13 protein-coding genes are annotated in these 13,555 nt (G+C 69.0%); 11 read left to right on the top strand and 2 right to left on the bottom strand.

What is annotated here, in order from left to right; translation table 11 throughout:
- Positions 1-37 precede the first annotated feature (37 nt).
- The 8 genes from ftsZ (at position 38) to ileS (ending at position 9,368) form a co-directional block, all read left to right on the top strand.
- Positions 38-1,201, top strand: a complete 1,164-nt coding sequence (ftsZ, locus tag ACZ5QD_RS07185) for a cell division protein FtsZ (protein ID WP_006895332.1) — start codon at positions 38-40, stop codon at positions 1,199-1,201.
- Positions 1,201-1,938 carry a peptidoglycan editing factor PgeF gene (gene pgeF / locus ACZ5QD_RS07180; protein WP_006895333.1) on the top strand — a complete coding sequence of 246 codons (738 nt, stop codon included), beginning with the start codon at positions 1,201-1,203 and terminating at the stop codon, positions 1,936-1,938. Before ftsZ ends, pgeF begins: the two co-directional genes overlap by 1 nt.
- Positions 1,935-2,675 carry a YggS family pyridoxal phosphate-dependent enzyme gene (locus ACZ5QD_RS07175; protein ID WP_278124007.1) on the top strand — a complete coding sequence of 247 codons (741 nt, stop codon included), beginning with the start codon at positions 1,935-1,937 and terminating at the stop codon, positions 2,673-2,675. Before pgeF ends, ACZ5QD_RS07175 begins: the two co-directional genes overlap by 4 nt.
- An 84-nt stretch (positions 2,676-2,759) precedes the next feature.
- On the top strand, positions 2,760-3,542 hold the full coding sequence (locus ACZ5QD_RS07170) for a cell division protein SepF (protein WP_278124005.1): 783 nt from the start codon (positions 2,760-2,762) through the stop codon (positions 3,540-3,542).
- An 87-nt stretch (positions 3,543-3,629) separates the two neighbouring features.
- Positions 3,630-3,929 carry a YggT family protein gene (locus tag ACZ5QD_RS07165; protein WP_006895336.1) on the top strand — a complete coding sequence of 100 codons (300 nt, stop codon included), beginning with the start codon at positions 3,630-3,632 and terminating at the stop codon, positions 3,927-3,929.
- A 327-nt stretch (positions 3,930-4,256) separates the two neighbouring features.
- Complete coding sequence (wag31, locus tag ACZ5QD_RS07160) at positions 4,257-5,039, top strand: DivIVA-like cell division protein Wag31 (RefSeq protein ID WP_006895337.1); 783 nt, start codon at positions 4,257-4,259, stop codon at positions 5,037-5,039.
- Between the two features lie 56 nt (positions 5,040-5,095).
- Positions 5,096-5,878 carry a hypothetical protein gene (locus ACZ5QD_RS07155; RefSeq protein WP_278124003.1) on the top strand — a complete coding sequence of 261 codons (783 nt, stop codon included), beginning with the start codon at positions 5,096-5,098 and terminating at the stop codon, positions 5,876-5,878.
- Positions 5,879-6,179: 301 nt separating this feature from the next.
- Positions 6,180-9,368, top strand: coding sequence for an isoleucine--tRNA ligase (gene ileS, locus ACZ5QD_RS07150; RefSeq protein ID WP_062366730.1), 3,189 nt, complete (start codon positions 6,180-6,182; stop codon positions 9,366-9,368).
- Positions 9,369-9,380: 12 nt separating this feature from the next.
- Here ileS and ACZ5QD_RS07145 read toward each other — a convergent pair whose 3' ends face one another.
- On the bottom strand, positions 9,381-10,145 hold the full coding sequence (locus ACZ5QD_RS07145; RefSeq protein WP_039866949.1) for an SGNH/GDSL hydrolase family protein: 765 nt from the start codon (positions 10,143-10,145) through the stop codon (positions 9,381-9,383).
- A gap of 44 nt (positions 10,146-10,189) precedes the next feature.
- On the opposite strand from ACZ5QD_RS07145, the gene ACZ5QD_RS07140 reads away from it, so the two are divergent.
- Entirely contained in the window at positions 10,190-10,375 is a 186-nt protein-coding gene (locus ACZ5QD_RS07140) for a hypothetical protein (protein ID WP_006895341.1), read from the top strand.
- 58 nt (positions 10,376-10,433) lie between these two features.
- A complete protein-coding gene (locus ACZ5QD_RS07135) occupies positions 10,434-11,783 on the top strand; it encodes a DNA polymerase IV (protein ID WP_045537446.1) in 1,350 nt (449 codons plus the stop codon).
- A 23-nt stretch (positions 11,784-11,806) separates the two neighbouring features.
- Here ACZ5QD_RS07135 and ACZ5QD_RS07130 read toward each other — a convergent pair whose 3' ends face one another.
- Complete coding sequence (locus ACZ5QD_RS07130) at positions 11,807-12,742, bottom strand: asparaginase (protein WP_006895343.1); 936 nt, start codon at positions 12,740-12,742, stop codon at positions 11,807-11,809.
- A gap of 196 nt (positions 12,743-12,938) precedes the next feature.
- Here ACZ5QD_RS07130 and ACZ5QD_RS07125 point away from each other — a divergent pair, with 196 nt between their 5' ends.
- Positions 12,939-13,520: a WKL family lipoprotein gene (locus tag ACZ5QD_RS07125; RefSeq protein WP_006895344.1), complete on the top strand. Its 582-nt coding sequence runs from the start codon at positions 12,939-12,941 to the stop codon at positions 13,518-13,520.
- The last annotated feature ends 35 nt before the right edge of the window (positions 13,521-13,555 follow it).

Genomic DNA, 13,555 nt, shown 5'->3' with positions numbered 1-13,555 from the left:
GTTGAGCTTTAGGGTTTGTTCGAAGTAGGAAGGCATCATGACGCCACCGCACAATTATCTGGCCGTCATCAAAGTCGTCGGCATCGGCGGCGGTGGCGTCAACGCTGTCAACCGCATGATCGAGCAGGGGCTCAAGGGTGTCGAGTTCATCGCCATCAACACCGACGCGCAGGCCCTGCTCATCTCTGATGCCGACGTGAAGCTGGACATCGGCCGCGAGTCGACCCGAGGCCTCGGCGCCGGCGCCAATCCGGATGTCGGCCGCATGGCCGCGGAGGACGCCAAGGACGAGATCGAGGAACTCCTCAAGGGCGCCGACATGGTCTTCGTGACCGCGGGCGAGGGCGGCGGCACCGGCACCGGCGGTGCGCCGGTGGTCGCATCGATCGCCCGCAAGCTCGGCGCGCTGACCGTCGGTGTCGTGACCCGCCCGTTCTCGTTCGAGGGCAAGCGACGTGGCAACCAGGCCGAGGCGGGCATCGCGGCGCTGCGCGAGTCGTGCGACACCCTCATTGTGATCCCCAACGACCGCCTGCTGCACCTGGGCGACGCGCAGGTGAGTCTGATGGACGCCTTCCGCAGTGCCGATGAGGTCCTCCTCAACGGCGTGCAGGGCATCACCGATCTCATCACCACGCCGGGCCTGATCAACGTCGACTTCGCGGATGTGAAGGGCGTGATGAGCGACGCGGGAAGTGCGCTGATGGGCATCGGGGCCTCGCGCGGCGAGGACCGGGCGCGCAAGGCGGCCGAGTCGGCGATCAACTCGCCGCTGCTCGAAGCGTCGATGGAGGGTGCACGCGGTGTGCTGATCTCGATCGCCGGCGGCAGCGACCTCGGTCTGTTCGAGATCAACGATGCGGCCTCGCAGGTGCAGGAAGCGGCACACGAGGACGCCAACATCATCTTCGGCACGGTCATCGACGACAACCTCGGCGACGAGGTTCGAGTGACGGTGATCGCCGCGGGCTTCGACGCCGGCGCACCGTCCAAGCGGCAGCAGGGCGCCCACGCCGCCACGGCGAGCAATGCCGGCGTCGCGCAGGCGCAGGCGGGGGAGACCGCCAAGCCCGATGCGAAGGACCCGCTGTTCGGCACCTCCCGGGAGCGCTCGGGCAACCCGTTCGGCGAGCCGACGCCCCGCCGCAACTCGGTGCGGCTCGACGACGATGACGTCGACGTTCCCGATTTCATGAAGTGATGGCGGCTGACGATTCCTTCGTCGTCCGGCGCGCGGTCACCACGCGCGCCGGCGGCGTCTCCGCGGCACCGTACGACTCGTTCAATCTCGGCGATCACGTGGGCGACGACCCCGCCGCGGTGGCGGCCAACCGGGAGCGGTTAGCCCGGGATCTCGGCGTGGAGCCCGCCCGGGTGGTGTGGATGGAGCAGCTGCACACGAGGAACGTGACCGTGGTCGACGGGCCGGTCGCCGAACCGGTGCCCGCTACCGACGGCCTGGTCACCGACCAGCGCGACCTGGTGCTCGCGGTGCTGACCGCGGACTGCGTTCCGGTGCTGCTGAGCGATGACGAGGCGGGGGTGATCGCCGCCGTGCACGCCGGTCGCGTCGGTGCCCGGATCGGTATCGTGCCGGAGGCATTGCGCGCGATGATCCGGCTGGGAGCGCGGCCGGAACGGATCGGGGCTTTCCTCGGCCCGGCCGCGAGCGGCGAACGGTATGAGGTGCCCGCGGCGATGCAGGCCGATGTGGAACGGCATCTGCCGGGCAGTTCGTGCCGAACCTCCACTGGGACGCCCGGGCTCGACCTGCGTGCGGGTATCCGGCGTCAACTGCTCGAGGCCGGTGTGTCGGCGGTGGCCGTCGACCCGCGCTGCACGATCAGCGACACGTCGCTGTTCAGCCATCGGCGCGGCGCGCCGACCGGCCGCCTGGCTTCAGTGATCTGGATGGACAGCGCCGGAGCGCGGCGGTGACCGACGAGCGGGATCCCCGCTCATCCGAGCTCGCCGACGGACTGGCAGCCACCGCGCGTCGCATCGCGGCCGCCGCGACCGCGGCCGGACGCGATCCGGCCGAGATCGGCCTGCTCGTCGTCACGAAGTACTTCCCGGCCGACGACGTGGTGCGGCTTCTGCGCCTGGGTGTGCGCGAGTTCGGCGAGTCCCGTGAGCCGGAGGCCGGGCGCAAGACAGCGGCGGTCCGTGCGCGGGTGGACGTCGATTTCGCCGTCGACATGATCGGACGGGTGCAGCGCAAGAAGGCAGGCGGTATCGCCCGCTGGGCACGCCGCGTGCATTCGGTGGACTCCCTCCCACTGATCGAGGCCTTCGACGGCGCATCGGCGCGCGCTCTGGAGGCGGGCGACCGGGACCGGACGCTGGGCCTGTTGCTGCAGGTGAGCCTCGACGGCGATCCGGAGCGCGGCGGTCTGGCCCCGGCGGAACTGGCTCCGGCCGCCGAACGGGTGCTCGCCTCGCCGGACACGCTCAGCCTGGACGGACTGATGGCCATAGCCCCGCTCGGAGCGGACCCCGACGAGGCCATGGAGCGGCTGGCCCGGATCCGCGCGGACTTCCTGCGACGGTTCCCGCACGCAGTCGAGCTGTCGGCGGGGATGTCCGGAGATCTCGAAGCGGCGATCGCGCACGGATCGACGTGTGTGCGTGTCGGAACCGCAATTATGGGGACGCGGCCGATAGTCTCGCTTTAGTCACACTGGTCACAACAGAACCACTAGCGATCAGGTGTAGCGCCCATCCACCCGCAATGACTTCACCGTTCAGGAAGGCTCGTAATGACGACGATGCAGAAGTTCAAGGCATATTTCGGCATGGTGCCCCCGAGCGAGTTCGAGGACGACTACCTGGCCGACCCCGAGGACCAGCCGGCCATGTCGGCACGTGAGCGTGCGTACATGGAGAAGTACCGCAGCAACGGGACCCGCGAGGACGCCTTCTACGGCGACGAGCAGTTCCGCGAGCGGGACTACCGGGGCGAATCCCGTTACCGCGAGGCCGACTACCGGGAGCCGGAGTACCGCGAACCGTTCGGAGAGGCCGAGCCGCGCTACCGCGAACCGGCCTACCGCGAGGCGGAGTTCGCCCGTTCGGCCGACGACCGCGCTTTCGCGGTACGCGCCGAGTCGGATCGCCCGTATGTGGGCGCCCGCCGCTCGCCCGACGTGGAGTCGGTCCGCAGGCTCGAGCCGCTGAATCGCTCGTCCAACGTCACGGTGCGCGGCGCCAACGCCGTCGCGCTCGACCCCCAGGTCGACAACGACCCGCTGTCGGAGAGTGCCATGAAGAAGATCTCGACGCTGCGGCCGGCCGACTACTCGGAGGCCCGCACGATCGGCGAACGGTTCCGCGACGGCAGCCCGGTCATCATGGATCTGGCGGATATGAGCAACGACGAGGCCAAGCGTCTGGTCGACTTCGCCGCCGGCCTCGTCTTCGCGCTTCGCGGTTCGTTCGACAAGGTCGCCACCAAGGTCTTCCTGCTCTCGCCCAACGGTGTGGACGTCAGCCCGGAGGAGCGTCGCCGCATCGCCGAGAGCGGCTTCTACAGTCAGTCCTGAGCCGCAGCTCGTCGTCGTCCGCCGCGCCGCCCCGGTCGTTTCCGGGGCGGCGCGGCGTTTTGCACGGTTATCAGGCACCCTTGAGGGGTGAGCACCTTCCTCTGGATCCTGTACTTCGTACTGTTCTGTTACGTTCTGCTGCTCCTCGGCCGCTTCGTCGTCGAGCTGGTGCAGTCCTTCGCGCGCCGGTGGCGTCCGTCCGGGCCCGGCGTGGTCGTCATCGAATTCGTCTTCACACTGACCGATCCGCCGGTGAAGTTGCTGCGGAGACTGATCCCGCCGCTGTCTCTGGGGCCGGTGCGGCTCGACCTCTCGCTGATGATCGTGCTGATCGTGTTGTCGATCCTGATGCGGGTGGTTCTGGGCTTCGCGATCCACACCACGTGACTTCCACGAATGTGATTAATCGAATAGTCGCTGGTGGTCGGTGTGCAACGCCAATTCTGCTGCCTCAGCGTGTCATTTACGAAGTCCACGGTGACCCGATGATTCGGCCTAGATTCGATTGCGAACGGGTCGCGGGCAGACAACACGCCTTGGTCCTGGTGTGACGAGATGACACGCTAGTTGCGTAGTGGTACTGGTATTAATAGAAACGCGATCAAGATTGGGGCAGTTCGTGTTCGCCTGTGCGGACCTACGTTCCGGCTGACCGTGCCAGAAGACGGCGTGTACGAAATCAACACGCGAAATGACCTAAGGGGAGAGGCAGAAATGCGGCTCACACCAGCTGATGTGCACAACGTCGCGTTCAGCAAACCGCCGATCGGCAAGCGCGGTTACAACGAGGACGAGGTCGATCAATTCCTCGACTTCGTGGAGGCTGAACTCGCACGGCTGATCGACGAGAACAACGACCTGAAGCAGCGCGTCGGCGAACTCGAGACCGAACTCGACGAGGCGCGTTCCGGTGCCCCGGATCGCACTCAGGCGTTCGCGGCCGTCGCGGAGCCTGCTCCCGCGCCCGCACCGGAGCCCGCCGCGGCGCCGGCTCCCGCCGCTGACGAAGAGGCCAGCATGCGTGCGGCACGTGTGCTGGCGCTGGCCCAGGACACCGCAGACCGAGTCACGGGCAGCGCCCGGAGCGAGGCCGAGAGCCTGATGGCCGACGCTCGCCAGCGCTCGGACGCGATGGTGGCCGAGGCGAAGTCGAACGCCGACGCCACGCTCGCCGACGCTCGCCAGCGCAGCGAGGCACTCCTCGCCGATGCACAGACCCGGGCCGAGACCCAGGTGCGCCAGGCGCAGGAACGCGCGGACTTCCTGCAGCGCGACGCGGAGCAGAAGCACACCGAGATCATGACGACCATCAACCAGCAGCGCACGGTGCTGGAAGGCCGCATCGAGCAGCTCAAGACGTTCGAGCGCGAGTACCGCACTCGACTCAAGACGTACTTGGAGTCGCAGCTCGAGGAACTCCAGCAGCGCGGCAGTGCCGCCCCGGTGGAGAACGGACAGGCGAGTTATGCCGCTGAGGGCGGATACTCGCAGAGCTGATCTGGGGCTGACACCGACGTGTACACGCACATCTTCCCCGAACCGACGAGGGTGACATGCTGAGCCTTGCGCTGGCCGCCACCCTCGTCGGTTTCGGCCTTCTGGTGGTCGCACTGGTGACCAGTAATCTCCCGCTCGCGATCGCCTGCGTGGCGGTCTGCGTCGTCGGCCTGATCCTTCTGGTCATCGACACACTGCGGGCCAACCGGCGCGGTGGCGCCGGCGCCGAGGACGAGCCCTTGTTCACGATCCGCGGGCGTGAATCCGCGGCGCGCGAGGAGCCCCTCGACGCCGAGGACGAGGGTCCGGCTCGTGAGCACGTGCCCGTCGACTCGGGCGATGTCGGCGGCGGCGAGTCGGCGGGTCTCGGTTCGATCGTCTCGGCCACACCCGAACCCGTCTCGGAAGTGCCCACCGATCCGGGCAACGGCGAACTGTCCGCTCTGTCGGGCGGATTCTCCGCTCCGCAGCCGGGTGCGGAGCGCGCTCCCGAGGGCGACGGAGACGTCAACGACTACCTCCGCTCGACGGGGTCGTTCCCCGTGCAGTCGGCGAGCGGGCCGCGCACGGGACCGCAGCCGGTTCCGCAGGGGCCTGCGCAGACTCCGCAGCAGCCGGCGCCGTCGGCAGCAGCGGAGAGCGGCGCACCGGAGACGAGTGCACCGCAGGCGGACGCGCTGCCGGAGACATATGTCGGGCGGCGGCGTCTGGCCGGCGATCCGACGGACGACATCGTGGTGCGGTCGTCGGACCCCGAGTTGCCGGCCATGCAGTTCGTCTGGGACGACACCGAGGACGATGGCGGGCGGTCACCGAAGAGCGACCCTTCCGACGACTGAGCCACCGCCCGAGCAGACCTCCCGGCCCGGTGCGGTCGGGCCCCGTGCAGTAGACTGATTGTTCGCAGCGACGACCCGGCAATCACCGGTGAGCTCCCGGAAGAACGGACCCGCTGGGTCTCAGTAGAACCGGGCGGGTGCGGCCCGACACAGCCGTCACGATGAGAGGCACGCCCCTCGGGCGTGCAAGCGGGGTGGTACCGCGCGCAGACCGTGAACTCAGGCGAGTCCACACAGTCGCGTCCCCGTGCCCACAGGGCCGACGAGAGCGTCGGCGAAGACCAGGCACGAGGAGCAGCGCGTGAGCGACACGACCCCCGAATCACAGCAGAGCACCACGGCGCGCGCCTACCCGATCGTCGATCTGACCGACGGAACCGGGCGGGGAGCGCCGTCGTTTCCCCAGGTCGAGGAGACCGTCCTGCAGTACTGGGCGGAGGACGACACCTTCAAGGCGTCGATCGCCAATCGCGAGGACGCACCGGAGTTCGTGTTCTACGACGGTCCGCCCTTCGCCAACGGACTTCCGCACTACGGCCACCTGCTCACCGGTTACGTCAAAGACGTGATCCCGCGGTACCAGACGATGCGCGGTAAGAAGGTCGACCGCCGATTCGGCTGGGACACCCACGGTCTGCCCGCCGAACTCGAGGCCGAGCGGCAACTCGGGATCACCGATAAATCGGAGATCGAGACGATGGGCGTCGACAAGTTCAACGAATACTGCCGCGACTCGGTTCTCCGCTACACGGGCGAGTGGCGCGACTACGTCACCCGGCAGGCCCGCTGGGTCGACTTCGAGAACGACTACAAGACGCTCGATCTGGACTTCATGGAGTCGGTCATGTGGGCCTTCAAGCGCCTGCACGACAAGGGCCTGGTGTACCAGGGATACCGCGTGCTCCCGTACTCCTGGTACGAGCAGACGCCGCTGAGCAACCAGGAGTCCAAGCTCGACGACGCCTACCGCATGCGCCAGGATCCGGCGGTCACCGTGACGATGCCGCTCTCCGCGCCGGGATCACCGCTCGACGGCGTCAACGCGCTGATCTGGACGACGACGCCGTGGACCCTTCCGTCGAACCTGGCGATCGCGGTACATCCCGAGACCGAGTACTCGCATGTGCGGACCGCCGACGGCGACGAGTACCTGCTGGCCTCGGCTCTTGTCGGTGCGTACGCGAAGGAACTCGGCGAACCGGAGACGGTCGGGGTGTACCTCGGCAAGGAACTGGCGGGGCTGAGTTACCGACCGCCGTTCGACTTCTTCCTCGGCCACCCCGCCTCGCACGTGGTGCTGCTGGCCGACTACGTCACCACCGACAGCGGCACCGGCGTCGTCCATCTCGCGCCGGCCTTCGGTGAGGAGGACATGGACGTCGCGACCGCCAACGGCATCGAGGTGGTGCAGCCGCTCGATCCGGGCGGCCGTTTCACCGATCTGGTGCCGCCGTACCAGGGCCAGATGGTCTTCGACGCCAACCCGAACATCATCAGAGATCTCAAGGCGGCGGGCCGCATCCTTCGGCACGAGACCATCGAGCACTCCTACCCGCACTCGTGGCGGTCGGGCCAGCCGCTGATCTACATGGCCGTGCCGTCGTGGTTCGTCGCCGTCACCGAGATCAAGGACCGGATGCTGGAGTTGAACCAGCAGATCACCTGGTCGCCGGCCCACATCCGGGACGGGCAGTTCGGCAAGTGGCTCGCCGGAGCCAAGGACTGGAACATCAGCCGCAACCGCTTCTGGGGAGCGCCGATCCCGGTATGGGTCTCCGACGATCCGGCGTACCCGCGGGTGGACGTCTACGGCAGTCTCGACGAGCTCGAGCGCGACTTCGGGGTGCGGCCGGAGAACCTGCACCGGCCCCACATCGACGAACTGACCCGGCCGAATCCCGACGATCCGACCGGGCGTTCGACGATGCGACGCGTGCCGGAGGTCCTGGACTGCTGGTTCGAGTCCGGGTCGATGCCGTACGCGCAGGTGCATTACCCGTTCGAGAACACCGAGTGGTTCGACGGCGGCGGCGATCAGCTGGCGCACAATCCGGGCGACTTCATCGTCGAGTACAACGGACAGACCCGCGGCTGGTTCTACAACCTGCACGTGCTGGCCACCGCCCTCTTCGACCGCCCCGCGTTCAAAACGGTGGCCGCACACGGCATCGTGCTCGGCGACGACGGTCAGAAGATGAGCAAGTCCAAGCGCAACTACCCCGACGTCAACGAGGTATTCGACCGCGACGGCTCCGATGCGATGCGCTGGTTCCTGATGGCCTCGCCGATCCTGCGCGGCGGCAACCTGGTGGTCACCGAGCGCGGCATCCGCGAGGGAGTGCGCCAGGCTCTGCTGCCGATGTGGAACGCATACAGCTTCCTGCAGCTGTACGCGGAGCGCCCGGCCACGTGGCGCACCGATTCGCAGCACGTCCTCGACCGCTACATCCTCGCCAAGCTGGCCCAGACGCGCGACGAGATGACCGCGGCGCTCGACGTCTACGACATCGCCGGCGCCTGCGAGAGTTTCCGTGAGTTCTGCCAGTCGCTGACCAACTGGTACGTGCGGCGGTCGCGGGCCCGGTTCTGGGCGGGCCAGGACACCGACCCCGACGCCTTCGACACGCTGTACACGGTGCTGGAGGTGGCGGGCCGGCTCGCCGCACCGCTGCTTCCGCTGGCCACCGAGGCGATGTGGCGGGGATTGACCGGTGAACGGTCGGTGCACCTGACCGACTGGCCGGCCGAGGACGAGCTGCCCTCCGATACGGAACTGGTGGCGGCCATGGATCAGGTGCAGACCGTGTGCTCGGTCGCGTCGAGTGTCCGCAAGGCCAACAAGCTGCGCGTCCGTCTCCCGCTTCCGGCGCTGACCGTCGCCGCGCCCGCGGCCGAACGGATGGCGCCGTACACCGATCTGATCGCCGACGAGATGAACGTCAAGCAGGTCGTGCTCTCGACCGACGTCGACGCCGTCGGCCGCGTGGAGGTGGCCGTGAACGCACGAGCGGCCGGGCCGCGGATCGGCAAGGACGTCCAGCGCGCGATCAAGGCGGTGAAGTCGGGCGACTGGGAGTTCGGCACCGATCCGGAGACCGGCGAACAGACCGTCGTCGCCGACGGGATCGTCCTGAAGGGCGAGGAGTTCTCACGGAAGCTGGTCGCCGTCGCACCCGATTCGACCGCCGAGATGCCGGGCGGGGCGGGTCTGGTGGTCCTCGACACGGCGGTGACGCCCGCACTCGAAGCCGAGGGCTGGGCGAAGGACCGGGTCCGCGAACTGCAGGACGCGCGCCGCAACCTCGGGCTGGAGATCTCCGACCGCATCTCGGTGCGCCTGGCGGTGCCCGAGGAGCGGGTGGAGACCGCGAGGCGTCATTCGGACATGATCGCCGGCGAGGTGTTGGCGACCGCGTTCGACGTGACCTCGGACCGACCGGGGGCGATCGAACTCGGAGACGGCGTCACCGCCGACATCGAGAAGGCGTAGTCGCCGCTCGGCTCACGCGCCGAGCGCGGTCATCTCCGGGAACCTGGGCGAGAGGTCGTCGCCGCTGGAGGTGCCGCGCAGGCGTCTGCCGATCCACGGCACGGCGAACTCCCTGATCCAACGCCGGTTCTCGGCGCGCCGGCGGGCGGGCGACAGGTCGGGGAGCGGGGCCTGCTCCAGCGGCCGGAGGCCGTGCTCGACGCCGAGCGCGTCGAGCACGGCGATCGCCATGCGCTGATGGCCCGCGGCCGACATGTGCAGCCGATCGAAGTCCCAGAGGCGGACGTCGCGGTAGTCGTCGATCCGCCAGAAGTCGACGATGGTGGCGCCGTGGCGGTCGGCGATCTCGCGGACGCCCTCGTTGTAGATCGCGAAGCGCCCGCGAAGGGCGCTGAAGAGGGGCCAGCCGCCCGGATCGTGCGCGGTGAACAGCACGAGTCGCGCACCGGACTCGGTCAGTCGCGCCACGGCGGCGTCGTACGTCGAGAGCAGGGCGTCGATGTCGACCTTGGGCCGGAGGATGTCGTTGCCGCCGGCGTAGAGGGTGATCAGATCCGGGTCGAGTGCGAGCGCCGGCTCCACCTGTTCGGCCACGATCGGCTCGAGCTTGCGACCGCGGATGGCGAGGTTGGCGTACTCGGCGCCGGGCTCGAGCCGCGCCAACTCGGCCGCCACCCGGTCCGCCCAGCCGCGGACTCCGTTCGGCCGCTGCGGGTCGTGGTCCCCGACTCCTTCGGTGAAGGAGTCGCCCAATGCTGCATATCGAAGGAAAGGCACGTCTGCCGAGAGTACGCCCGCGGGGCCGGCGATAGAATCGGGCCATGAGCGGCGACGATCTCGAGCGACTCCAGCGCTGGGAGGACAACGGCGCGCAGTGGGAGGTCGTGTCGCTGCGGCCGGACTCGGCGACCATCGCGCTGCTGCGCTGCGACGCGGGTGAAGAGGTCGACCGCTTCGTCACCACCGATCCCCGAGTGCTGGCCCTGTGCCGCCGTCCCCGTGACTGACTCCGCACCCGGCACCGCCGGCGGGGAGCGCAGCGCGCGCTGGGTGCTGCACATCGACATGGATGCCTTCTTCGCGTCGGTGGAGCAGCTCACGCGGCCGACCCTGGCCGGGCGTCCGGTGCTCGTCGGCGGCACCGGTGGCCGCGGCGTGGTGGCCGGAGCCAGCTACGAGTCGCGGACGTTTGGTGCCCGTTCGGCGATGCCGATGCATCAGGCGCGGCGGCTGGTCGGCGGCTCCGCGGTGGTGGTTCCGCCGCGCGGATCGGTGTACTCGGTGGTGAGCCGCCGCGTCTTCGGACTCGTGAGAACCTTCGTCCCGGTCATCGAGACGCTCTCGTTCGACGAGGCGTTCGGCGAACCGCAGGAGCTCGCGGGCGCCACCGCCGCCGACGCGCTCGACTTCGCCCACCGGCTGCGCGCCGCGATCCGGGAGGAGACGGGGCTGCCCGCTTCGGTGGGCTTCGGCTCGGGCAAACAGATCGCCAAGATCGCCTCCGGAATGGCCAAACCCGATGGGGCCAAGGTGATTCCGCCGTCCACGGAATTGGACTTCCTGCAAGCGCTGCCGGTGCGCAAGCTGTGGGGGATCGGCCCGGTGACCGGAGACCGACTGGCTCGGCTGGGAGTGGAGACCATCGGCGACCTGGCAGCGCTCTCGGATGTCGAGGTCGCCTCGGTCCTCGGCGCCACCGCGGGACCGTCGCTGCACCGGCTCGCGCGCGGGATCGACGATCGCCCGGTGACCGAGCGGGCGGAGGCGAAGCAGATCAGCGCCGAATCGACCTTCGCGGTCGACATCGTGCGCGCGGCCGAACTCCGGGCGGCCGTCTCGGGCGCGGCGTCGCATGCGCATCGACGGCTGCTGGCGGACGGCCGCGGCGCGCGGACCGTGGTGGTGAAGTTGCGCCGCTCCGACATGTCGATCCTGACCCGCTCGACCACTCTGCCCGCGCCGACGACCGACCTCGATGCGCTGACCGCGGCGGCGCACCGGGTGATGCTCGATCCCTTGGAGGTGGGGCCGATCCGCCTGGTCGGCGTCGGATACTCCGGGTTGTCGGACACTCACCAGGAGACGCTGTTTCCCGATCTCGGTGACCTCGGTGACTCCGCGTCGCCCTCCGGCACGGGGGCTGCGGCCACTGGTGCGCCCGGCGTCCCGGACGAGGACACCGCCGCCGAACCCGTCGTCGACTGGCCCACCGGTACCGACGTCTCGCATCCCGATCACGGCCACGGATGGGTGCAGGGCGGGGGTCACGGCTTCGTGACCGTCCGGTTCGAGACGCGCGCGACCGGTCCGGGCCGCGCGCAGACCTTCCGACTGCCCGAGCCGAGACTGACGCGGGCGGACCCGCTCGACAGCCTCGCCTGGGACGAGGTCGCCGAATCGGGGGATCCGGACTAGACAGTACAGCTGGGGCTGTGCGGTCAGGGGGACGACGCCGCGAAGAAGGCGGCGATCGCGTCGGCGTCGGCGCCGCGGGAGAGCAGGGCGATGAGGGCCATCCGCGCCTGCGGCGCCCGCAGCCACGGGGAGAAGATCGCGCCGGCCCGGACGAGATCGACGCCGCCGCCACCACCACCGTAGGTCGGCTCCACCGGGCCGTACGGGACCCGGGTCGACACGACCACCGCCACGTCGCGCTGCACCGCGAGATTCACCTCGGCGGTGATGTCGGGATGGGTGTTGCCAGAGCCGGTCGCCGACAGCACGATGCCCGCCGCCCGCTGGGCGACCGCCGACGCGATGGTGCCGGGTGAGACGCCGGGGTAGAGCGCGAGCAGGTCGACACGGGCCGGCCTGCCCTCGGGAAGAGTGTCCGAGACCAGCGGTCGCGGCAGGTCGGGATGGACGGTGTCGAATGCGGTGACCTCGGTGGTCGAGGTCTTGAACACGCCGCGCGCGCCGAGAACCCGGCCGCCGATCGCCACCAGCACACCGCGTCCGCGCGAGTCCGCGTCGGCCGCCAGCGCCACCGCGGCGGCGATGTTGGCCGGACCGTCGGAGAGCGGGTGATCGGCCGGGAACTGCGCGCCGGTGAACACCACCGGGCGGGGGTCGGCGGCGAAGACGTCCGCCAAGTAGGCGGTCTCCTCGAGAGTGTCGGTTCCATGCGTCACCACCACTCCGGCGACCGCGGGATCGGCGAAGGCCTCGGCGATCGCTGCGACGATTGCGAACTGGTCGCGGACGGTCATCGCCGACGAGTCCTTGGCCATCAGCTCGACGGGTGCGACCCGGACGTCGTCGGCGGTCGCCGGGACGAGGTCGGCCGCGTGCAGGACCGGCACGGCCCCGTCGTCGGTGGTCTGCGAGGCGGCGGTGCCGCCAGTGGTGATCATCACGACCTGACGTGTGCTCATGGTCTCGATTCTTGCATCCCGCGTCGATCGTGTCTGCAGCTCGCGGTGGGGCTGGCGAGACAGATGAGACCAAGCTGAGAAGTCACCCGATACCGGCCTGAGCGAGTGTGCGGATCGCGGGCTCTTTGGCATAGTGGTCTGAGTTCGGGTCTGGGAGGGCCCGCTGGAATCCGACCCCAATGTGAGGACTACTTCGGTGAACATTCGCAGAATCGTGACCGGTGCCGTGCTTGCCGGCGCCATCGCCGCGACCGCGGCGTGCGGCGGCAACGACAACTCCGACGCTCCGCCCGTGCCCAGTGCCACCACGTCCAGCGCCGCGGCCACGAGCAGTGCGGCCACCGGCACCGAGGCCGAGATGACGAACCCGAACAAGGTTCCCGGCGTCGCCGCACTCAACGACATGCTTCAGAAGGCGCTCGATCCGAATATCAAGCCGGCGGCCAAGACCGACCTGGTCGAGGGCTCCGAGGTGGACCCGAACCTCTTCACGCAGCTGGTGAAGGCCAAGAAGGAGAACCCGGACGTCACCTACGAGATCAAGAAGCCGATCCTGAAGGCCGGGCCCAACCGAGCCAAGGTGAAGGTCGAGGTGAAGCTGCCGAACAACCCGCCGACCAAGATCGACGCGTCGATCGTCTTCGACAACGGCCGCTGGAAGCTCTCCAAGGAGACCGTCTGCCCGCTGCTGAGCCAGACCGACGTGCAGTCGCCGCTGTGCGTTTCGCCGTCGAGCAAGGCCAAGAGCGCGACCTCGAGCAAGAAGGCCGCGGGCTGATTCCGGTCAGCCGCTGACCGGAGCACATCCATTCG

This window comes from Gordonia sp. J1A (assembly GCF_055393515.1).
Note: the sequence above shows the minus strand (reverse complement) of the source record. Positions and strands in the feature narration are given on the sequence as shown.